Annotated in this window: 21 protein-coding genes; 8 read left to right on the top strand and 13 right to left on the bottom strand. The window is 66.6% G+C overall.

Annotation, left to right across the window (positions count from 1 at the left end; all coding sequences use genetic code 11):
* Positions 1-24: 24 nt before the first annotated feature.
* From QTI33_RS15170 to QTI33_RS15130, 9 genes are all read right to left on the bottom strand, one after another.
* Positions 25-282, bottom strand: coding sequence for a ubiquitin carboxyl-terminal hydrolase 14 (locus tag QTI33_RS15170; RefSeq protein ID WP_286506896.1), 258 nt, complete (start codon positions 280-282; stop codon positions 25-27).
* A 293-nt stretch (positions 283-575) separates the two neighbouring features.
* Positions 576-995 (bottom strand): cupin domain-containing protein, encoded by a 420-nt coding sequence (locus QTI33_RS15165; RefSeq protein ID WP_286506895.1) that lies wholly within the window; start codon positions 993-995, stop codon positions 576-578.
* Positions 996-1,101: 106 nt separating this feature from the next.
* On the bottom strand, positions 1,102-1,467 hold the full coding sequence (locus tag QTI33_RS15160) for an OsmC family protein (protein WP_286507281.1): 366 nt from the start codon (positions 1,465-1,467) through the stop codon (positions 1,102-1,104).
* A gap of 103 nt (positions 1,468-1,570) precedes the next feature.
* The gene (locus QTI33_RS15155) at positions 1,571-2,029 is read right to left on the bottom strand and encodes a carboxymuconolactone decarboxylase family protein (RefSeq protein ID WP_286506894.1); all 459 of its coding nucleotides are present in this window, start codon (positions 2,027-2,029) and stop codon (positions 1,571-1,573) included.
* 47 nt (positions 2,030-2,076) lie between these two features.
* Positions 2,077-2,778: a dienelactone hydrolase family protein gene (locus QTI33_RS15150; protein ID WP_286506893.1), complete on the bottom strand. Its 702-nt coding sequence runs from the start codon at positions 2,776-2,778 to the stop codon at positions 2,077-2,079.
* 9 nt (positions 2,779-2,787) lie between these two features.
* On the bottom strand, positions 2,788-3,663 hold the full coding sequence (locus QTI33_RS15145; protein ID WP_286506892.1) for a hypothetical protein: 876 nt from the start codon (positions 3,661-3,663) through the stop codon (positions 2,788-2,790).
* A 36-nt stretch (positions 3,664-3,699) separates the two neighbouring features.
* On the bottom strand, positions 3,700-4,668 hold the full coding sequence (locus QTI33_RS15140) for an alpha/beta fold hydrolase (RefSeq protein ID WP_444814850.1): 969 nt from the start codon (positions 4,666-4,668) through the stop codon (positions 3,700-3,702).
* Positions 4,669-4,786: 118 nt separating this feature from the next.
* The gene (locus QTI33_RS15135; RefSeq protein WP_286506890.1) at positions 4,787-5,830 is read right to left on the bottom strand and encodes a LysR family transcriptional regulator; all 1,044 of its coding nucleotides are present in this window, start codon (positions 5,828-5,830) and stop codon (positions 4,787-4,789) included.
* 92 nt (positions 5,831-5,922) lie between these two features.
* Complete coding sequence (locus QTI33_RS15130) at positions 5,923-7,428, bottom strand: ATP-binding protein (protein WP_286506889.1); 1,506 nt, start codon at positions 7,426-7,428, stop codon at positions 5,923-5,925.
* Positions 7,429-7,870: 442 nt separating this feature from the next.
* On the opposite strand from QTI33_RS15130, the gene QTI33_RS15125 reads away from it, so the two are divergent.
* The 6 genes from QTI33_RS15125 to QTI33_RS15100 all read left to right on the top strand — a co-directional run bounded on the left by QTI33_RS15125 (position 7,871) and on the right by QTI33_RS15100 (position 13,751).
* Entirely contained in the window at positions 7,871-8,536 is a 666-nt protein-coding gene (locus QTI33_RS15125) for a sensor histidine kinase (protein WP_286506888.1), read from the top strand.
* A 159-nt stretch (positions 8,537-8,695) separates the two neighbouring features.
* On the top strand, positions 8,696-9,523 hold the full coding sequence (locus tag QTI33_RS15120; RefSeq protein ID WP_286506887.1) for an alpha/beta fold hydrolase: 828 nt from the start codon (positions 8,696-8,698) through the stop codon (positions 9,521-9,523).
* Positions 9,523-9,741, top strand: coding sequence for a hypothetical protein (locus tag QTI33_RS15115; protein ID WP_286506886.1), 219 nt, complete (start codon positions 9,523-9,525; stop codon positions 9,739-9,741). Before QTI33_RS15120 ends, QTI33_RS15115 begins: the two co-directional genes overlap by 1 nt.
* An 80-nt stretch (positions 9,742-9,821) precedes the next feature.
* A complete protein-coding gene (locus tag QTI33_RS15110) occupies positions 9,822-10,439 on the top strand; it encodes a response regulator transcription factor (protein WP_286506885.1) in 618 nt (205 codons plus the stop codon).
* A 50-nt stretch (positions 10,440-10,489) separates the two neighbouring features.
* The gene (locus QTI33_RS15105; protein ID WP_286506884.1) at positions 10,490-11,050 is read left to right on the top strand and encodes a LuxR C-terminal-related transcriptional regulator; all 561 of its coding nucleotides are present in this window, start codon (positions 10,490-10,492) and stop codon (positions 11,048-11,050) included.
* On the top strand, positions 11,043-13,751 hold the full coding sequence (locus QTI33_RS15100) for an ATP-binding protein (RefSeq protein ID WP_286506883.1): 2,709 nt from the start codon (positions 11,043-11,045) through the stop codon (positions 13,749-13,751). The genes QTI33_RS15105 and QTI33_RS15100 overlap by 8 nt, the downstream gene beginning before the upstream one ends.
* Here QTI33_RS15100 and QTI33_RS15095 read toward each other — a convergent pair.
* The 4 genes from QTI33_RS15095 to QTI33_RS15080 form a co-directional block, all read right to left on the bottom strand.
* Entirely contained in the window at positions 13,742-16,678 is a 2,937-nt protein-coding gene (locus QTI33_RS15095) for an ATP-binding protein (RefSeq protein ID WP_286506882.1), read from the bottom strand. The genes QTI33_RS15100 and QTI33_RS15095 overlap by 10 nt on opposite strands.
* The gene (locus tag QTI33_RS15090) at positions 16,675-17,328 is read right to left on the bottom strand and encodes a TetR/AcrR family transcriptional regulator (RefSeq protein ID WP_286506881.1); all 654 of its coding nucleotides are present in this window, start codon (positions 17,326-17,328) and stop codon (positions 16,675-16,677) included. Before QTI33_RS15090 ends, QTI33_RS15095 begins: the two co-directional genes overlap by 4 nt.
* Positions 17,329-17,748: 420 nt before the next feature.
* Positions 17,749-18,666 carry an MBL fold metallo-hydrolase gene (locus tag QTI33_RS15085; protein WP_286506880.1) on the bottom strand — a complete coding sequence of 306 codons (918 nt, stop codon included), beginning with the start codon at positions 18,664-18,666 and terminating at the stop codon, positions 17,749-17,751.
* A gap of 211 nt (positions 18,667-18,877) precedes the next feature.
* Entirely contained in the window at positions 18,878-19,495 is a 618-nt protein-coding gene (locus QTI33_RS15080) for a TetR/AcrR family transcriptional regulator (protein ID WP_286506879.1), read from the bottom strand.
* Between the two features lie 74 nt (positions 19,496-19,569).
* Between QTI33_RS15080 and QTI33_RS15075 the strand changes: the two genes are divergently transcribed.
* Positions 19,570-20,799: an NAD(P)/FAD-dependent oxidoreductase gene (locus QTI33_RS15075; RefSeq protein WP_286506878.1), complete on the top strand. Its 1,230-nt coding sequence runs from the start codon at positions 19,570-19,572 to the stop codon at positions 20,797-20,799.
* Positions 20,800-21,102: 303 nt separating this feature from the next.
* Positions 21,103-21,645 carry a hypothetical protein gene (locus QTI33_RS15070; RefSeq protein ID WP_286506877.1) on the top strand — a complete coding sequence of 181 codons (543 nt, stop codon included), beginning with the start codon at positions 21,103-21,105 and terminating at the stop codon, positions 21,643-21,645.
* Positions 21,646-21,687 lie beyond the last annotated feature (42 nt).

Genomic DNA, 21,687 nt, shown 5'->3' with positions numbered 1-21,687 from the left:
GCGCCACCGCTTTGCACTCGACGCTCAGACCAGCTTCTGGTCGACATAGCACCATCGCCAGGACTCGCCGGGCTCCGCGGACTGCATCACGGCGTGACCGGTTTCGTGGAAGTGTCCGGTGGCGTGCTTTCCCTGCGACGAATCGCAGCATCCGACATGGCCACAGGTGAGGCACATGCGCAGGTGCACCCAGCGGCCGCCGGAACGCAGGCATTCCTCGCACCCGGCCGTGCCCGGCGTGACCGGCCGGACCTGGTCCAGATGGGTGCAGTTGGCGGTCATAGACGCACCTTCGCCTGGGAACGGGCGATGCAGGCAGAGATCATCATGGCAATTGCTCCTTGGTGCCCGCAGGCGTTTGTCGCGCTTTGTTCGGTCAGCGTCCGGTAGCCGGAAGCAGGAATGCCTTCCACCCGTCGCGTCGCCGTGTTGCTGGTCGGATTTACACGGGGACACCGCGCCGACGTGAGTCTGTCCCATGCACGAACGGGCGGAAAGTGCACGCCTCATTACAGCCGCCTCGGCGATCTGACACCCGTCATCTTCGTAGCGACGGGTGGAAAGCAAACGGTGGGTCACTTCACGGGAATGAAGAACTCGGCGCCCTTGTTCTTCACGAGCGTGACGACGAACTTGGCAGGCTTTGTTCTGCTCGCGTTGCGGCCAACGGTATGGATGTCATCGGGACCTTCGTAGAAGGTGTCGCCGGCCTTCAGCGTGACTTCCTTGCCACCCTTCACGCCCATCACGATCGAACCCTCGAGCACATACACGAAACTGTGGGCATCGTGGCGATGCACCGGATCGGCGGCGCCCGGCGGGTAGACCACAGTGATCATCAGCACTTCCTTGCCGGGGATGTCCTTCATCTCCTGGGTCAGGAGCGGGGTCACCTGGGCGTCCTTGGGTGCGGGGTGCGAAGCGGTGTGTTGTGCCAACGCCGCGCCTGCGGCGAACAGCAGCGTCAGCCCGATGCTTCTTGAAATCCTGATCATGGTCTGCCTTCGTTGATGCGATCGATGAATCGTAGGATCAGGTGGTGCAGCGCGGTAGGCCTGTGCGATGGATCACGGTGTTGTCCGCGGTGCACCAATCACGCGCTCATGCTGGGGGTTCGCTTTCCACCGCCTCGAACCGCACGCCTGACTCGAGCGTGCGGTGAACAGGGCATCGCTGCGCCACTCCCAGCAACTGTGTGCGTTGCTCCTGCGTGATCGCGCCGTCGATGGACACCTGCCGGCTGAAGACATCGGTCGGGGAGGTTGACTTGTCCTTTCGATGGCTTACCGCCGTGAGGATGCGCGTGACGGGCCAACCTTTGCTGTCAGCGTAGTGGCGCAGCGTCATGGTGGTGCAGGCGGCGAGCGCGGATGACAACAGGTTGTAGGGCGTCGGGCCCGAACCGAGTCCACCCGCCGCCGCCGGTTCGTCCGCGAGCCAGCGCGAGCCGCCCGAGCGCGGCGCCAGCTGGAACTTGCCCAGTCCGGTCTCCTCGGCCTCCGCATCCGCCGAGAACGGATGGCCGGCGGGTGGACATCTCGCGCCGCAGCGGCCGGTCGGTTGACTTCGCTCAGTTCAACGGCTGATCGGAGGGCGGTGCCTTCATGCCGACGGCCATGCGGTTCCAGGCGTTGATGTTCGCGATGGCCCAACTCAGCTCCACGATCTCCTGGTCGTCGAATTGCGATTTCAGTGCCTCGAATGCGCTGTCGTGATCGCCATGCGGAAGGGAAATGCGCGTGAGCGATTCGGCCCAGTCCAGCGCGGCACGCTCGCGCTTGTCGTAGAAATCCACTTCGCGCCAAGTTGCGACGCTGTTGATGCGCTGCCAGCTTTCGCCGAGCCGACGCAGTTCACGCGCATGCATGTCGAGGCAGAACGCACAGCCGTTGATCTGCGAGACGCGCGTGACCACCAACTCGGTGAGTTTGGGGCCCAACGTCGACTTGGCAATGGCCGCGCCGACGCTGGCCATGGCCTGGTACGGTTTCGGGGCAATCTGGGTCCAGGGAAGGCGGGGGGAGCTCATGGTGTTTCCTTTGGTGGGTGGTGAGACAGGGAGACTTTGCGGTGGCCTCAGAGCCTCTGCAAATGAAGTGCCAGAAAAGCCGCAGTCCTGCCGTTGGCCAAGGCTGCCGCTTCGGCGTCGTAGCTGATGCCGAGGTGTCGGGCGAAGGCGTGGCCACGACCTGGGTAGCTGTAGACCTGCACCTGTGGGCATTCCTTCAAGGCAGACGAAATCTCCCGTTGCGCATCCGTCGGGATGTACTCGTCTTTTTCCGCGAGATGAACGATCAGCGGGCTGGCAATCCGGCTCGCCTCCCGGGCATATCTGTCGGCGTTGCCGGGGTAGTAGGCCACCGCTGCGTCGCAATCCGCACGGGCGACCGTGAGGAAGGCCAGGAGGCCGCCGAGGCAGTAACCGACCACGCCGACCTTGCCGGTGACGTCCGGCATGGCCCGAGCGGCCTGCAGGGTGGCGACGATGTCGTCCACGCCGGCATCGAGGTCGAAGGCGTCGTACAGCGCGAGGCCTTGGGCGCGTTCCGCCTCCGTGCGGTCGGAGAGTTCGACGCCCGGTGCGATCCGCCAGAACAGGTCGGGGCAGATGGCCAGGTAGCCTTGCGCCGCGAGTTCATCGCAGGACTGGCGCATGTCGGCATTGACGCCGAAGACTTCGTGAACGACGACGATGGCCGGCGCCGGGAGCTTCTGCGGGCGGGCGACGTACGCGGTGAAGCTGCCCCCGGCGGTGGTGATCCGGAATGGGTCGTGCATGGTGCTTCCTCAGGGGAGCTGTTCTGCGTTGAGCCAGAACGCGATGTTGCGTACGTACTGCTTCGTGGAGCGCAGCGCTTCGGAGAAGCGGACGATCCCATCGCCGGCGGGCTCGGTCACAAAGGAAGGACAGCCAGCCGAAGGATCCCAGTTGTAGTCGGCAAAATGGTGAAAGGTCGACTGCGCGATGGCCCGGCCGCCATGCTCGGAGTGTTCGAACGCGACTGCGATGTTGTAGCGCCTGCCCGACACGGAGCTCTGTCCTTCCATGACGACGCGGCCGCTCGAGTCGCCGGGCGGTGCACTGACGGTGCCTTCGTGCGGATGCGCGGGCAGGTACTGGATCACGCCGGTTGCCGAGCGCCTGTCCCGCATCACCGGATGGATGCTGCCGACCGAGCGGATGCGCTGGTAGTCGCCGTTCGCGCCCGAGTGGTAGTTGGGCCAGGAGATATGCGAGGAGAACGGGTTGTCGACGCACTGGCGGCCCGCATCGGGCTCGCAGTTGCGGCTGTGGAAGTGATGTGCGGCCCCGACGCCGCTCAGGTTGCAGATCGAACTCCCCAGGTCCATGTGGTCGCGCGTGACCATGAGGCCGCCGCCCCGACGCCGGAACCGGCTGATGCTCGCGCAATCCTCCGGCGTCAGGCCGTCGCCGGTATCGACGGCAAAGAGCCAGAGCTGGTCGAAGTCCGATTCATCCAGGTTCGAAAGCACGGGGTCGGGAGCAGCGCGCGGCGTGCGATCGCGCGCCGTCACCCGGAAGGCGGGCCGGCCGTCGTCGTCGTGCAGCTGCGAGAGGAACGAACCCAGGCGACTGAAACGCGCAATGTTCCAGTCGTCCGGATCACCTTCGATCGTGGTTTGCAGCAATAGATTCAGCATGGTGCAAGATGGAGGTCGGTCGGTCCTGTTCGCGGCTCAACTCTTCAGGAATGCAAGCAGGTCGGCATTCACCTTGTCTTGCAGCGTGGTCGTGAGCCCGTGCGGCGCGCCGGGGTAGTAGATCGCCTTGGCCCCCTTGATGAGCTGGACGGATTTCTTCGCGGAATCGTGGATGGGCACGATCTGGTCGTCCTCGCCATGCATGATCAGGGTCGGCACGTCGATCTTCTTCAGGTCTTCCGTGAAGTCGGTTTCGGAGAAGGCCTTGATGCACTCGTAGGCGTTCTTCTGGCCGACTTGCATGCTCCAGAGCCAGAACTGGTCGAGCACGCCCTGCGACACCTTCGCGCCCGGGCGGTTGACGCCGTAGAACGGGAGGGCGAATTCCTTGTAGAACTGCGAGCGGTCGCTGGCCACGCCGGCGCGAAGCCCGTCGAACACGTCGATGGGCAGCCCTTCCGGGTTCGCCGCGGACTTCACCATGATCGGCGGCACCGCGCCGATGAGCACGGCCTTGGCCACGCGCTGGGAGCCGTGGCGCCCGATGTAGCGGGCCACCTCGCCGCCGCCGGTCGAGTGGCCGACCATCGTGACCTTCTTCAGGTCGAGCGCGTTGAAGAGCACGGCGAGGTCGTCGGCATAGCCGTTCATGTCGTTGTTCGACGACGACTGGGTCGACCGGCCGTGGCCGCGCCGGTCGTGTGCGATGACCCGGAAGCCGTTGCGCGCCAGGAAGTGCATCTGCCCATCCCATGCGTCGGCATTGAGCGGCCAGCCGTGGGAGAAGGTGACGACCGGACCGTCGCCCCAGTCCTTGTAGTAGATTTGCGTGCCGTCTGGGGTGGTGATGGTGTTGCTTGTCATGGAATGGCTCCGAGGTTGGGTCGAACGGTTGAGGGGTGCTGCGCCGGCGGCTTCGTGCATGCCGAACGCGAGGGTTCCTGTGGCGACGGCAGCGCCGGTCGCAATCAGGTGTCGGCGCGAGGGGTTCTGTGTGGTCTTCATGGTTTCCTGCGGTTGAATGTGAAGCGTCGGACCACGGTGTGAGAGCTCTGAGAACGGGCCGTGGAACGGTTCAAATGCTAGGTTCGCCAAGGACACGGGGGTAGGTCCGCGCAGGGACTCATGCTGTTGTCGCCTCGGCACCAATGTCGGTGTCTGCCTGCGACACTGGGCCGAGGTCGGTGAGGCAGTCCAGGTCGGCGGCCCGGATCTTCAGGGTCATGAAGTCGATGAACGCCCGCATGCGCGAGGGCAGGTGCTGCCGGCTCAGGTAGCAGATGTAGTGACCGCTGTCGTCGGGCGCGTACTGGGTCAGGCACGGGACCAGCGCGCCCGTTCTCAGCGACTCGCAGGCGAGGTAGCCTGGCAACTGGGCGATGCCATGCCCTTCGAGCACGGCCTGGAGCACCAGGTCCGCGTCGTTGTAGGTGAGCTTGGCCGCGGGGACGAACTTGCGCAACTGCCCGGCGACCTTGAACTCCCACTCAAAAATTCGACCGGATGAAAATCGGAAGTTGATGCACTCGTGGCCGGCCAGCGCTTCCACGGTGGCGGGCAGTCCGTGGGCTTGTTGGTAGGAGGGGGAGGCGCAGAGCAGAAGCTGCATGGGGATGATCTGCTTGGCGATGATCTGGGCGTCTTCCATGCGGCCGTTGCGAAACGCGATGTCGACCCGGTCCGACGTGAAGTCGGTCGGCTTGTCGTTCAGGAGCAGGTCGATGGTGACGTCCGGGTAGGTAGCGCGGAATTCGCCCAGCAGGGGGGCGACGACCCGGCGGCCGAACCCGACCGCCGCACTGATGCGCAGGTGACCGCGCGGCGGGCCTTGCCGGAGATCGCGCATCTCCTCGACGGCCTGGACGATGCGGTCGACCCCGGTGTGGCAATTGGCGTAGAACAGGTCGCCTTCGCGCGTCAGCGTCGTGCTCCGCGTGGTGCGCAGGAAGAGCCGGACGTTCAACTGGTCTTCCAGCTTCTGGACGCTGCGGCTCACGGCGGATCGGCCGATGCCCAGGCGGTCGGCGGCGCGCGCGAAGCTGCCTTCCGCGACGACGGCGATGAAGGCGACAACCCCCGCATAGCTGGTGGCAAAGCTGGAGGCCAGCGGGTCTGCGCGCGGCGCGAGGGGGACGGCCGGCGGTGAGGGGAGGGCAGAGCTTGTCATTTGGCGGCTTCTCGGTTGGAGGGATCCAGGTGTCCCGAATCCCTCATGAAAGCGAAGTGGCCACTCTGCGCGCAAAGCCATGCCGAGGCCAGTTAAGCGCGGTCAAGGTTTGTTATGGCCGGCGCGGCGCCCTTTTCGGAGACGCCAGGCAGGCGGGCGGCGTAGCTCCGCGTCGTGTCGAGCAGTCGGTAGGGGGCAACGGCGTCGCTGTTGTCGAAGGACACCAGCGATTTGTTGGCGAGCGAGATCAACGCATCGAAGGCTATCTCGGCGTCCATGTCTGCCCGGGTGACACTGAGCGCCGACTCGACGTCGAATCGATCCCGGAAGACCGAGAGCCGGCGAAAGAGCCGCAGCTCCGCATCGTCCAGCAATGCGATGCTCCAGTCCAGCGCTGCCGCGAGCGTTCGGTGTCGGGGCAGCACGGACCTGCTGCCTGCGGAGTAGAGCCGCATGTGGTCGTTCAGCCGGAGCGCCAGGTCCGCGATCGACTGCACGCCCAGCCGTGCCGCGACCAGTTCGATGGCCAGCGGGATGCCATCCACCTGGCGCGCGATCGCGGCGAGCCTTGGGCCGTCCGATTCTTCGAACGTGCGCGCCCCCGCGGCCATTGCACGCTCCACCAGGAGCTCGACGGCAGGCGAAGCCATGGCCTCGGCCAAGCCGGCGCATTCGGCGCCGGGCAACGCGAGCGGTGCCAGCCGGACGACGTGCTCTCCCTCGATCCGAACGGCCTCCCGGCTGGTTGCGAGGATGCGCAAGCCGGGCAGGGCACCGAGCAGTTCGGCAACGAGCGGCGTCAGCGAATCCAGCACGTGCTCGCAGTTGTCGATCAACAGGAGCACATCCCGGCCTGCCAGGCGCTGGAGGATGGCCAGCGTCGTGTCGGTGGCGTCCGCCGGTGCGCCGAGCGACCGCGCCACCGTGCTCGCGACGTGCGCCTGCGTAACCAGCGGCGAGAGGTCGATGAAGGCGAGCAGGATGCCCGTGCGCTCTGCATGGCACTCCGCCGCCCAGGTGGCGGCACGGGTCTTCCCGATGCCACCGGCACCGACGATCGTGACCAGCCGCCGGGTGGCGAGCGCCGCCAGCATGCGCGCCATGTCGCCATCGCGGCCGACGAGCCGTGTGAGGCGCTCCGGCAACTTCGTGAACGAAGGCGAGGGCAGGGTCGGGGTCGATGGGCGGTCGTGGGCCGGGATGCCGACCTCGTCGCGAAACGCCGTGCCGTTGAAACGATAGCCCCGCAGCGGAATGTTGGAGATCCACTCCTTGCAGTTGTCACCCTCCCCCGGCTCGCCCAGGGCCTTGCGCAGCGTGGAGATGTGGACGCGGACACTGGACTCCCCGACCACCACCCCGGCCCAGACGATGGCGAGCAGTTCCTCCTTGCCCACGACTTCGCCCGCGCGCCGGAGCAGCTGCAGCAGCAGATCGAACGAGCGGGAGCCCAGGTGCACCCTTCGCCCGAGCGTCTCGAGCCGGCGCTGGGCCTCCCAGAGGACGAACGCGCCGAAGCGCCAGCGGACTTCGCTCGATGCCTGCGAGGTGCCGGCATGCCCTTCCGACGGACAGGCGCGGACCGCGATGTCGTCCACATCAGCCACTCGCCGGCCTCCGCGACGCTCGTGTTCGATTCAGGCCGACGCGGAGCCCGCTCGCGACGGCCTTCACACGCCGTCTCTCGGACCGGCGAGACGCGGTACGACCGATGGCCGTGCTGCCGCCCGCGATGGGAAATGCCTCGAATGCAGAGGTTTTCATTCAACGATCCAGTGAAAGGGGTGAGGCGCGTGAGGCCAGTAGATACAAGACGAACCAGCACGACGTCCTGTGACAGCCATCGCGGTCGATGCGTCCATCGGCGGCTCGTGGTGATTGGTGTTCGGCCGGCAACACGGTGCGTCGTCGCGGCGATCTTCTGCCAGGGCGAACGGCTGCCTACGATCGGGGCCAGTCGCAAGAGCGACGTCGTTCATCCACGAGGCGCCCCGACGCGATGAAGCGGAGGGGCGCCACATCAAGAAGCACGGATTCCTCGTGAAGCTCTATCCCATGTGGGGCACGCAATCGGCCCCGGAGACCCCACGCGACACGCGCTGCGCAACGATGTTGCGCCGTGCGACCCGGGCGCTGGCTGTGATGTCGCACGCACTGAGGCAGCCTCGGAACGTTCTCCAGATGAGCGCCAACCCGTCGGGCTCCTCGCCCGTGGGTACCGGCAAACCGGCCCCGCGCCGCGGCGAGGTCGACCTCGGCGCGCTGGTGCTCGACCTCGTCGCTGCGTCGAGCGAGCGCTGGGCTTCGGGCCGCATCCGCGCGGAGAGGAAGGCGACCGATCCGCTGATCTGCCATGCCGATCGGATCCCGCTGGAGCAGATCGTCGGCAATCTGCTGGACAACGCCATGAAATCTTCGCCTGTTGGGGCGGAGGTGCTGGTGCGCTTGTCCTCGGAGAGCGGCTTTGCCAGGCTTTCCGTGGCGGACAGCGGCCGCGGCATGGCGCACGCGTTCCTGCCAGACGTCTTCGGCCTGTTCAGCCAGACCGACGCCGAAGCCGGCGGGTTGCGCGGTGGGCTCGGCACAGGCCTCGCGCTGGTCCATGGCCTCGCAGTCGCCCACGGTGGCTTCGTGAAGGCGACCTCCGCAGGGGTGAGCCGTGGTGCCGAGTTCAGCGTGTGGCTTCCTCTCCATCCGCGCGCCTGACGACTCGCGCATTGATGCCTCGCAGGCAACACGGCGATACCGCCCGCAGGCCTACCGCCAGCGAGAGGCGAAACCTAGGATTCAAACCGTGTCTTGATGTTCGCGAACCGGAGCCCGGCCGTCCGTTTCAAGTCGGGCCATTTTTCCAAGGAAATCCATATGAAGAAGTTCTCCAGCCTCGCACGTGCATTCGCCGCCATCGGAATCGTGGCGCTGCATTTTTCGTCGCCAGCAAGCGCGGCCACATCGGGGGCGCCTCCGACCCGGCCTACCGTCGTGCTGGTCCACGGTGCGTTCGCAGAATCAGCCAGCTGGAACGAGGTTGCGCGCGACCTTCGTGCGCGTAGCTTTTCCGTCGTCGCGGCAGCCAACCCGCTGCGCGGTCTGAAGTCCGATGCAGACTATGTGGCCGCGATCGTGGGTTCGATCCCGGGGCCGGTCGTGTTGGTCGGGCATTCGTACGGCGGTTCCGTGATTTCTGCCGCGGCGGCTGGAAAGACCAACGTCAAGGCGCTGGTCTTCATTGCCGCGTTCGCGCCCGAGGTGGGCGAGTCGGCCGTCGACCTGTCGGGCAAGTTTCCCGGCAGCACGCTCGGTCCGACGCTCGCCGCGCCCGTGGTCTTGCCGGGCGGCGCCAAGGACTTGTACATCCAGCAGGACAAGTTCGGCAAGCAGTTTGCCGACGACGTGGCACCGGCGACCGCCCAGTTGATGGCGGTGACCCAGCGCCCCATCACCGAGGGCGCGCTGGGCGAAGCGGCGCCTTCGGCCGCCTGGAAGACCATTCCTTCATGGTTCATCTACGGCGACCGTGACAAGAACATTCCGCCTGCCGCGCTGGCATTCATGGCCGAGCGAGCGAAGGCGGTGAAGACGGTCGTCGTCAAGGGCGCTTCGCATGTGGTCATGACCTCTCGGCCGAAGCTGGTCAGCCGACTCATCGTCGAAGCCGCCGACTCGGTCGAGGCACCGGCGGAGCGGCCCTGATGGAGTGGCTCAAGAGCGTCGCGTGCGCCGTCGCCTTGACGATCGCGGTCGGCACCGGCGCCGTGGTCGCCGCCGCCGAGGCGCTGGAGCCCACATCCGGGAGCGCCGTGGTCTTGCTCTGCGGCGCGGTCGGGCGTTGTCGGGACGTGGCGCATCCGCCGATGGCGTCCGCCCCGGAGGACGCCACGCCGTCGACCCCGGTGCGTCCCGGTCGATAACAAGGCTTGACACGACTTGACTGGCGGCGTGTTCGCCGATTGCGCAGACTTCATCCATGACTTTCAGAAGGACCGAGCCCATGACCGAGCCGACCCAAGCCAGGCAGATCCGTGTCATCGTCGCGCATCGCGACCCGTACGTGTCCGCCGGCATTGCATCGCTGCTGCGGTCTCGCGCCGACTTCGTCGTGCGATCGGGCGCCGCCGCCGACGACGTTGTCGACGTGCTGGTCACGGACTATGCGACAGGCATTCACACGGCCACGAATGCCGCGCCCGGCCGCCAGGGTCTGGTGTCGAACTTGTGTCTCGTCGTCACCGACCAGCGCACGGGGTGGCAGATTCGCCGTGCCGTGGACGCGGGGGTGCGCGGCTACCTTCTGCACGACTGCTCGGCCGAAGAGTTGTCGGACGCGGTCCGCTGCGTCGCCGAGGGGCGCAGGTACCTGTCCCATTCGGTGTCCGACCCGTTGCTGGATCACCTGACGGCGCCCGTGCCGACGGCTCGTGAGCTGGAAGTACTCCGACTCATTGCGCATGGGCTCGCCAACAAGGACATTGGCCGCCGTCTGGGCATCGGCGAAGGCACGGTCAAGACGCACGTGAAGGGGCTCCTGCGCAAGCTCGGCGAGTCGACCAGAACCGCCGTGATCGCCGAGGCATTCCGCCGCGGCCTGCTGCTGGAGGCGACGTCGTGACAAGGTCCGCCAGCTTGTGCATCCGCGTTTGCCATGGAGACCCGCTCGCCATGGCCGGACTCGTGTCGCTCATCGGGCAGGAACCTCGGTTCGAGGTGCGAGCAGGCCAGCAGGCCGACGAAGGCGTCGTCGATGTGATCGTGGCCGACTACGAATGCGGACTGAGTCTTCTAGCCTCGACACTCGAACTCCACGATGGGGGCCCCGGTCTTCCCGTGCCACGGATCATCGTGGTGACGCACCGCGACAAGGAGGTCGAGCTTGCCCGGGCCATCGACAGCGGGGCGCATGGCTTTCTGCGCCAGGAAACGAATCCGGCCGAACTGATGGATGCCATCCGCCACGTCGCCGGCGGAGGCTCTGTCTATCTGTGCGGTCGCACGCGGACCCTTTTCAATCGCGGCACGCCGCGCACGGACCTCACGGCCAGAGAGGAGGACGTGCTGCGCTTCCTGGTGAAAGGCGATGGCAACAAGGGAATCGCGCGCAAGCTGGACATCTCCACCCATACCGTCAAGACCCACGTCTCCAAAATCTGCGAGAAGCTGCAGGTCAGTTCGAGGGTGCAGGTGGCCGTCAAGGCGACGCAGCGCGGGTTGGTCCGTGTCTGAGGTCCGGCAGTGGCGCTTCGGCGCCTTCGCCCTGTGGGAAGGCGATCAGAAGCTGCAGCGCGACGGGCAGCCGGTGCGGCTTGGATCGCGTGCCATCGGCCTGCTGATCGCGCTCGTGAGTCGCGCCGGCGAGGTGGTCAGCAAGGACGAACTGCTCGCAGCCGTCTGGCCGGACGTGGTGGTCGACGAGGCGAGTGTTCGTGTCCACATGTCGATCCTGCGCAAGGCCTTGGGGCCACCGGGCGCTCAGGACGGGTGCCTGGAGTGGATCGCCAACATTCCGTTGCGCGGCTATCGCTTTCTGGGGCGAGTGCATGGAGAGTTGGTGCAAACCGCCGTCGTCGCGCAAGCGACCCATGCCTCGCAGGCTGGGGGCGCTTCCGCGGCGTTGCCCGTTCGCTTCTCCAGGCTTGTGGGACGGGACGTGGAGGTGGAGCGCCTGCTCGCCATGCTGACCGCAAGCAGGCTGGTCACGGTCGCGGGTGCCGGCGGCGTGGGGAAGACCAGCGTAGCGATTTGCGTCGCGGCGCGCTACCGGGACCTGCGGGGAACCCAGGTCCGCTTCGTCGACCTCGCGCCCCTGACCTCGCAGGATCATGTGCCGACGACGATGGCGCGCGCCATCGGCGTGCGCGGCGGCGTGCCGGACGTCGAACAGGCCATGGTCCAGAGCCTCCAAGGCGGAGCGGCGCTGCTTCTCGTGGACAACTGCGAGCACGTCATCGAGAGGCTGTCGCCGCTGCTGGACAGATTCCTGGCAGCGTTGCCCCGGCTGCAGGTCCTTGCCACCAGCCGCGAAGTGCTTCGCGTCGCGGGCGAGCATGTCTTCCGCCTGATGCCCCTGGCGGTTCACAGCAATCGACCCAGTTCCTTGGCGCATGCGTTGCGCTCGCCGGCGGTGCGCCTGTTGGTCGAGAGAGCCGAGGCCGCTGGTGCTGGCGCATTCGACGACGCCAGCAGCGGTCCGTTGGCAAGGATCTGCCAGCAGGTGGACGGCATCCCGCTGGCGATCGAACTGGTCGCAGCCCGGCTCGGGGCGCAGCCCGTGAACGACCTGGCATTCAGGCTCGATGACCACATGCGCCTGCATTCGACGGCCGGACGCGCCGTGCTTGCGAGACACCGCACGCTCGCAGCGACCTTGGACTGGAGCATCAGTCTGCTGAGCGACGCCGAACTGCTGCTGTTTCGTAGACTGTCCGTGTTCCGCGCCTATTTCGACATCGAGGCGGCACTGAGCGTGGCAGCCAACGCGCTTGACCCGGACCTGGCGTCCGACGCCTTGCTGGGCCTGGCCAGCAAGTCGCTCGTCGTGTACGACGCCGATCAGGCGGCGCATTCGCCGTACCGCCTGCTCGACACCACCCGCAGCTATGCGCATGTGCTGCTCGTGCGTGCGGGCGAGCGAGACTCGGTCGCGAAAAGCCATGCCCTCTTCATGCTCGACCTCATGGGCATTGCCACCGCGGATCTGGCCGCGCTGGACGCCGATGCCTGGACTCAGCGCTACCGCGGCTGTCTGGACGACGTACGTGCCGCACTGGACAGCTGCATGGACCATCACGAGGACATGACGATTCCGGGCGCGCTCACGGTCGCGTCCGCGCCGCTGTGGTTCCGGATGTCCGAAGTCAGCGAATACCGCGATCGGGTACGCGCTGCGCTGGACCATGTCGACGCCCAGAAGGTGCCCGATCGCCTGACGGCGGGAAGGCTGGAGATCGCGCTCTACAACGCGTTGTGGCACACCGGCGGCACGGTACCGGACATGACGCTGGCCTGCGAACGGGCGCTGGCCTGCGCACTGGAGTTCAAGGTGAAGACCCTTGAATTCCAGGCCCGATGGGGCCTTTGCGCGCTGAACATCACGCGCGGCGCGTATGCGCCGGCGTTGGGACACGCCGAGATCCTGAGCGAGTTCGCAAGGCATTCGACCAGCGCGGTGACGCGCAATCTGTCGCACCGGATGCTGGCGCTCGCCAGTCATTTTTGCGGCGCGTTCGCCGAGGCCAGGGTGCACGCCGAAGCGGCGGCGGACGTGGACGATGCGACCCGGTACAACCATGCCAACGCGTTCCAGCCCGATGCGCGCACCACCGCGTTGGCGATTCTCGCCAGGACGCTGTGGATCCAGGGCGACAGCCGACTTGCCATGGACATTGCGATCCGGTGCATGGATGAGGCCGAGGCGCTGGGGCACACGCTGTCGGTGTGCGTGGCGCTGTTCTGGATCTGTCCCATGGCCATCTGGGCCGGCGAACGAATGGCGGCTCGCGCGTGGATCGACACGATGCTGCACGAGACCCGATCCAAGGGCTTAGCCTACTGGCACGCCTGGGCCCTTTGCTACGACGATGCATTGAAGCTCGTCGAGGTCGATGACCCGGGCGCGCACATCGATGCCGTGACCCCCAGGGTCCTGGCCATGGATGAACCCCGCAGAGAGATGATGGTCACGTTCTGCGACGAATGGTTGGACGATGACCTGGTGGCCCGCGCGATCCGAGGCGAAGGGCAGTGGAGTGCCGCCGAGGTTTTCCGTGCCGCAGGGCGGCGCCTCGAACAGCGGGGCAACGCGGCCGAGGCCGAGACGTTCTACCTGCGCGCCCGGGCGCTTGCGCGCTCGCAAGGCGCGCGCGCCTGGGAAGCGCGCGCGGTCGAAGCGCTGGACGGGTTGTGCGCCGGGGCGGATCAGCGATGAGCGATCTGGTCGCGCAGCCGGCGAGCCTGTGCCAACGCGGCGTTCTTGCCGTCGGATGGCGCCCGGGCGCAGCTCTCATCCAGCAGCTTCCCGGCCCGCTCCAGTTGGCCCAGCTTCGCCCACATGCTCGCCAGGCTCAGCACCGCACGCAGTTCCCAGGCGATGGCGCCTTGCTGCCTGGCGGTCTCGACGGCTCTCAGGTAGAAGACTTCTGCCTCGTCGGTCGTTGCACTCGATTCGGCGCGCCGGCCCGCAGCGCGCCAGACCTCCGCTTCAATCCAGGGGCTTTGTGCGCGCGAGGCACGTGCGATCAGTTCGTCGTCGACCCAGTCGATGCAGAAGGTCGCGAGCATCTCCCTGCGCGGTGCGTCATAGGTTGCAAGGCGGCCGGTCACCTCGCGGATGAAAGGGTTGCGATCCTGTGCGACGTGAAGTTGAAGGCCCTGGGAGAACCATTCTGCATAGCGCAGCCAGCCCACCAGGCCCTTGCGCTGCGCCTCGTCCATCATCAGGTTCACCCACCTGCCGGCGAGCTCGAACTCGCCCGCCCACAGGGCGACCGGGCAGGCGCCGTACAGCGCAGAGCACAGGGACACCGACCTTCCGGCCGCTTGCGCCCGGGTGACCGCGTCGCTGGCTTCTTCCAGCGCCTTTCCCGTCTCCCCCTGCATCCAGAGAGTCCGGCACAGCATGGCCTTGGCGGCAACGATGGCGTTCACGCCCACCATGTTCGCCCGGGCATGGCCGAGGCCACCGCCGATCTGCACCGATGCCTCGCTGTGCTGCCTCGACACATCGAAGCGACCAGAAAAATGGTTCGCCATCGCCATCACGCGGTGAGCGAGATTGAGCGCGGCGGGGTCGGACCAGGATTGCGCAGCCGCCATGAGCGTGTGGGCCTGCTCCAATGCCGGCGAATACGCGCCGCGAAACATGTCGTGCGTGCACCGCCCCCAACGGGCTTGCAGTTCCAGCACCGGCACCTTGACTGCGAGCGCTCCGGCAAGTGCCTGATCCGCCGCGGCCCCCAACTCGGGGGTCGACCTGCCGGTGTGGAGCAGAGCGCTGACCAGGGCGGTGTTCAGCCAGGTCGCCGCTTCGGTGTCCGGTGCGGCTTGCCGGTCCACCAGTTCGAGCGCCGCAGAAATCCTGTCGCGGTATTCCACCACCTGGGCCAGATGGAACCACAGCGGGGCGGAAGCCGTCACCAGCGAGGCGGCCATCTTCGCATCGGGCTGCTCCGTCAGGCAGATTTCGAGCGCGAAGCGCACATCGTCCAGTCGGTGTGCATGGCGGTCGGCCCAGGCCTGTTCCGTCAGGTCCGAAAGTTCTGCCGCCGCGGCCTTCATGAGGTCGCGCATGAGCACCGCATGGCGCTGCAGCAGCGCCGGACGCTCATGGCTTTGCGCAAGCAGCGCCGCGGCATAGCTTCGCGTCGTGTCGAGCAGGCGATAGGGTGCGACTGCATCGTTGCTGTCGAAGAAGACCAGCGACTTGTTGACCAGCGAGATCAGCGCGTCGAAAGCCACCTCGGTGTCCATGCCGCCGGCGCTGACGCCGAGTGCGGATTCGACATCGAAGCGCCCTCGGAACACCGACAACCAACGAAAAAGCTGCAGTTCCACCTCGCTCAGCAGCGCGATGCTCCAGTCCAGGGCTGCCGCCAGCGTCCGGTGCCGCGCGAGAGCGGCCCGGCTGAAGGCGTAGAGACGCATGTGGTCGTCCAGCCTGCGCGCGAGATCGCCAACGGGCTGCACGCCCAGGCGCGCTGCCACCAGCTCGATGGCCAAGGGGATGCCGTCGACCTGTTGCACGATCTTCGCCAGCAAGGGGCCGTGTGAATCGTCGAACCCACCCGCACCCGCCGCCTTGGCTCGCTCGACAAGCAATTCGACCGAGGGCCAGTGCATTGCCTGAGCGAGCGAGACCTGTTCGGCATCCGGGACCGCAAGCGCTTGCAACCGCAAGACATGCTCGCCGGTCACGCCAAGCGCCTCGCGACTGGTTGCGAGGATGCGCAGGCCGGGCAGCGCGGAAAGCAAGCTGGTGATCGGCAAGGTCAGCGAATCCACCACATGCTCGCAGTTGTCGATCAACAGGAGTACGTCGCGTCCCATCAGGCATTGCGTGATGGCGCCGACGGTGTCGGGCAGGTCGGCGGGCACGCCCACGGAGCGCGCCAAGGTGCCGAGCACGTGATCCGCGGAGATCAGCGGCGAGAGATCGATGAAGGCGACCTCCGTGGCGTGCATGCGTTGCTGGCTCTCAGCCGCGTGGATCGCGAGACGGGTCTTGCCGATGCCGCCCGAGCCGACGATCGAGACCAGGCGGCAGCTTTCCAGCGACGCGAGAACCCGCGAGACCTCGGCGTCGCGGCCGACGAGTTCGGTCAGACGCACCGGCAGCGGGGTGAACGCAGGGGCGGGTGGTCGCGGCTCGGCCTTGATCGAGGTGTCGGCCGCCTCGCGCCGGACACGAGCGTTGAACCTGTAGCCGCGCAGGGGAATGTTGGAGATCCACTCCTTGCAGTCGTCGCGCTCACCCGGCTCGCCCAGCGCCTTGCGAAGCGTGGACATGTGGACGCGCACGCTGGCCTCTTCGACCACGACGCCGGCCCAGACCGCCGAGAGCAGGTCGTCCTTGCTCACGAACTGGCCGGCCCGCTTGATCAGTTGCAGCAACAGGTCGAAAGAGCGCGGCCCCACTCGCACAGCCTCGCCGGCGCGCTCGAGCCGGCGCTGCGCTTCCCAGACAACGAAAGAGCCGAAGTACCAGCGGATCTCCGCCGATGTCGGGTCAGGCTCCGCTTGTGGAACGATGGGGTCTGCGTCAACGCGTGGCGCACCGGGGCGATGCATCGCAGACGCGATGTTGGATCCTGCCTGCGCGGAAGGATCGGAGCGTTCATGACCCGGGCGACGTCTCATGTGTCTCCTCCGTGGCTCGCCAACTGGGGCGGAGTCTGGCGGTCGCGCGAGGTTGCGCCGGCCAGGGCCTGATCGACCAACGCTTCGACATACCGGTCCGTCACCTCCGCATACGGGATCAGCAGCCGGTAGTACACGGCACCGAAAAGCGTGTCGATGAAGACATCGTCATCGAGGTCGTCGCGCAGTTCGCAGCGCGTCCTGGCCTCGGCGATGACTTCCTTCGCTTGCGCGCGGCGCGGTGCGATCCACAGGTCGACGAACGCCTTCTGGAGGTCGGCGTCGCTTTGTGCCGCGCCGAGCAGGTGGCGAAGCAGATCGCCACGAGGCCCCCGAAGCGCATGTGCAAGCTCTTCCAATGCGGCGATGAAGGTTGCCCGAATGTCGGTCTTTCGGCGGTAGCGGATGAGCGGGGTGATGTCTTCCAGAAAGGCGTCCATCACGATGGCGGCTGCATTGGGCCACCGGCGGTAGATGGTCGTCTTCGCCACGCCGCTGTGCTCAGAGATGCGCCCCAGCGTGGCGTGGCCGATACCGCCTTCGAAGGCAAGGGCAAGCGCCGCGGCGCGGACCGTCTGCGTGACGTCCGGGCTGCGAGGCCGGCCCAGGGGCGACTCGGCGGGAAGGTTGGAATCCTGGCGTTTGGACATGGTTGCTCACTCGTTCGCTCAAGCGAACGATGGTGAACAATTGTATTTTGAATACGAAACGAAGCGGAGCGTAATTTTGGAAAGACCGGCCGCCAGGTCTGTGAATTGCCCCGACGATGGCGACGCCTGCCGGGTGGAGCCGGGCGCGGGATCGCGCGGCGGGACGAAGGCCTCCCGCGATGGTGCGGTGCGGGATGAGCGGCCGGGCGGCCCATCGGCCGCCCAGCGCTGCTGCCTATCGCAGCGTCTTCAGGTACTTGACGAGTTCCGCCACTTCGGCGGGATCTGGAATGCCGGCAAAAAAGGCATCCGGTTGCCCGGCACGGCTTGCCCGCGGCCTTGTTCGTGACGTACTCAACGATGGCGCAGTGCTGCACGTGTCAGGCAACCCGTGCCTTGACACGCGCCGTCGACCCGCGGTCAGAAGTCCCAGATGACCGGTACCCAACGAAAGGCGTCGCCATCGATCGCCACCCGGCCGACGGAGGGGAACGGCAGGTGAGCGGCCACCAAGAGTCCGCGGGTCTGCGCCAGTTCCCTGAAAAGACCGACACGAACGCGAGCCGATTCCTCGGGGTCATGCTCGAACCCGTTGTGCCACTCGGGGTGGTCGAATGCGACGGGGAACATGGCGTCGCCGGCGAAGGTCAGACGTTCACCGCCGGACACCAGGTCGACCACGCTGTGGCCCGGGGTGTGGCCGCCGGTGAGACGGACGACCACACCTGGCGCAACTTCATGCCTGTCCTCGAAAGTCCGCAGCCGGTCGCGGTACTCGTTGTAGAAGCTCGTGGCGGTCGAGCGGAGCACGTCCGGCACCGGCTTGGGCATGACCGTGTGCGAGAAATCCGGCGAAATCCAGAACGCGACCTCGGCCGCGGCAACGTGGATGCGCACGTCCGGACGCAGGCGCTCCTTGATCCCGGGGACCAGCAGCCCGCCCACGTGGTCCATGTGCATGTGGGTGATGATCACGTCGGTCACGGACTCGAGCTCGATCCCTGCCGCGGCCAGGCGCTGAGGAAACTGCCCGGCGCGCGGGAAGCCCGAGAACTGGCCACCCAGCCCGGCGTCGATCAGGATGGTCTGGTCGCCGCTGCGAGCCACCATCACGTTCAGCGGCCAGTCGAACTTGTCGGGCGGCATGAACATCTGGTCCAGCCAGCTGGCCAGGTCGGCCGGGTCGGCATTGGTGGCCATCGTCGAGGCGGGCAGCGGCAGCACCCCGTCGCTGACCACCAGGGCGTCGATTTCGCCGACCCGCAGCGCGTAGCGCGACGGAACCAGATCGTCGGGACTCTGGGTGGTGGGATGCAAAGTGTCATCTACGGAAAACATGGCGAAATCTCCAAGAGTGCGGCCCGGTTGCGCGGGCCAAGCCAGCCAGGGGACTGGCAGCAAAGTTGCCGTTCAACCCAGGGTCGTCGGGCACGGATCACGGCAGAACGCCGTATGCCATTGATCGTAGGTAGACAGGGCACCAGCCGGTAGGCCCGCAAGCGGACTCACAGTGGTGACTGATTGGCACCAAGCAGAGCCTGCCAGCGCATCAGCGATTGCACCTCAAGAACCCCAGCACGCCATTCACGATGGCGGCTTCCACCTTGGCGGCGTTGCGGCCGTGCACGGATTCGAGTACCGCGGCGTGCACCAGCGACTCGGTCATCTTCATGGTGAGCCAGGCCGCGAGCTCCAGGTCTTCATGGCCGATCTGGGCGCGATGGCGATCCAGCAACTGCGCAACATGCCGATGGATGCGCTCGCCCGCCGCGCCCATGTTTTCCTCGAGCAAGGGCCGCTCCTTTTCGAGCAGCCGGTGCAGTTCGGGCTCCACCTCGTGCGCTGCCATCGCGGCGCGGATGAGGCCTTGCACCGCGCCGGCGAGGCCGTCGTCGCGCGGCTTCGCGAGCACGAGTTCGATCGCATCCGCCATCTGCTTGGCGTGGCGCGCATGCAGGGCCGCAAGCAGCGAGGCCTTGTTCGGAAAGTACTGGTAGAGCGAGCCGACGCTGATGCCGGCGCACTCCGCGACGGCATTGGTCGTCATGCCTTCGTAGCCGCGGGCCTTCAGAACGCGAGCGCTGGCCTCGAGGATGGTGTCGACCATGGCCATGGAACGGCTCTGGCGCGGGAGCTTGCGGGGCTGGGTCGGCGTACGCGTGGACATTCCGGAATGCGAGTTGCGAATACGAGTGATTGCTCGCATTATCGGAGCATCGAAATTCTTGCAAGGACCTTGAGGTGAAAGACATCGTTGTGATTGGTGGCGGTTTCGCGGGGCTGTGGAGTGCCGCCTCCGCCGCGCGTGTGGCGGATGAACTCGATCGGCCGGTGAGGATCACGCTGGTGAACAGGGATGACCAGCACAGCATCCGGGTGCGCAACTACGAGGACGATCTCGGCGCGACGCTGGTGCCGCTGCGCTCGGTGCTCGACCCGATCGGCGTCGCATTGGTCGTCGGCGACGTGGTGGACATCGACACCGAAAGTCGCGTGGTGGGCGTCGACACGCAGGGGCAGGTGCGGGCGCTGCCGTACGACAAGCTGATCCTCGCGAGCGGCAGCCAAGTGGCGCGCCCGCCCTTGCCGGGTCTCGCCGAGTGGTCGTTCGACGTCGACACCCACGCGGCAGCGTCGCGCCTGAAGGCGCACGTGGAAGCCCTCGCCACCCAGGCTGCGCGGCCGGGTCTCTGCACTGCGGTCGTCGTCGGATCGGGCGCCACGGGCGTCGAGCTTGCCTGCGAACTGCCGGAGCGCCTGCGGGCGGTGGCCGCGCGCGCGGCTGCGAAGGAGCCGGTCCGCGTCCTGCTGGTGGACGGGCAGCGGAAGATTGCAGGCCACCTCGGCGGCGCACAGGTCGTCATCGAACGGGCCTGCCGCACGCTCGGCATCGAGTTGCTTCCGGAGACCACCGTGGCGACGGTCGACGCCGACGGCCTGACGCTGTCGGACGGCCGGCGCATCGAGGCCGCCACGGTCGTGTGGTGTGCCGGCATGCGCGCCAATGGCCTGACCGCGTCGATCGCCGCGGAACGCGACGCGCAAGGGAGGCTGTTCGTCGACCCGTTCATGCGCGTGCAGGGCGTGCCCGATGTCTTCGCCGCGGGCGACGTCGCGCACGCGCTGATCGATGGCCAGCACGCTTCGGTGATGTCGTGCCAGCACGCCCGCCCGATGGGCCGCTTCGCCGGCAACAACGCGGCGTGCGAACTGTTCGGCCGCGAGATGCTGCCGCTGCACATCGACTGGTACACCAACATCATCGACCTTGGCCCCGCGGACGCGGTCTACAGCCAGGGCTGGGACAGGACCGTCGTGTCGCAAGGCATGCAGGCCAAGGCCACCAAGCAGGAGATCAACCGCGAACGGATCTATCCGCCGCGCGGCGGCACGAGGGCGCAGATCCTGGCGGCCGCATCGACCGAGCTCCAGCGTCCGCCCGTTCTGAAGCCGCTCGACCTTCAAGATTGAGGCATCCGTCGCCTATACGGCAACACGGTGGTCACCGATGGCTGTCTACCGTGTGAGGCGGCTGATACCTAGCATTGGATTACCGCGACGTAGGCGGCAGGCGAACTTGGTCGGCGTGCCGAAATGCTGAACGTCGTTTAGCCCAAAAAGAGGTCTCCATGCGACGCTGTCTTCAACCTCGAGCGGCAGATCGATCTGTCGGAATGCCGTCGTCCCTGCGCCGGGCTCGCCCGACGCCGCCTGCGGTGCGCATGAGGAAGAACTACCTGAGCCGGCTGCTCTGGCGCTTTGACGTGGTCGACCATGGCAGCTGATCGCTCCCAGGTGAAATCGATGCCTATGCTCGAACCTGCCTCCTGGACGTACGCGGCCGACGAGCATTCCTATGATCCGCAGGCGGTCCCTTGTGAGGATGCTCCGACACGCTTCGCTGTCGATGGGATGGCGCAGCGCGACGCCGCATTCATTGCGCTACTGAATGCATACAGGGCGACGGGCGGCCTCTTGCGAGGAGATGATCTGATCCATCTGATGGCTTCGAGGTGCTCTGGTGACCACGCCAGCCTGTCGAGCTCGATTGCTGCGGGTGAGATCCTGTGTTTCGATTGGAATCAGACACTCTGGATTCCTGTGTTTCAGCTGGACCGCGAAAGTCTCGGGGCAACGACGGCGACGCGACGCCTACTGGCCGAGCTATCTGGGGCTTTCGACGGATGGGCTGCTGCGCATTGGCTCGTGGCGGCCAACGCATGGCTCGGCGAGTGCACTCCGCTCGAACTGCTGGGAACGCATCTGGAAGCGGTCCTCGACGCGGCGCGCGCCGACTCCTTTGTTGCGCGGGGCTGAAAGAGCAGCTACCGATCGCGAGGTCGGCTTTCACAGTGGGAA

It is taken from the genome of Variovorax davisae, from assembly GCF_030316845.1.
GTDB classification, from domain to species: domain Bacteria; phylum Pseudomonadota; class Gammaproteobacteria; order Burkholderiales; family Burkholderiaceae_C; genus Variovorax; species Variovorax davisae.
This window is presented reverse-complemented; position numbering and strand designations above follow the sequence as displayed.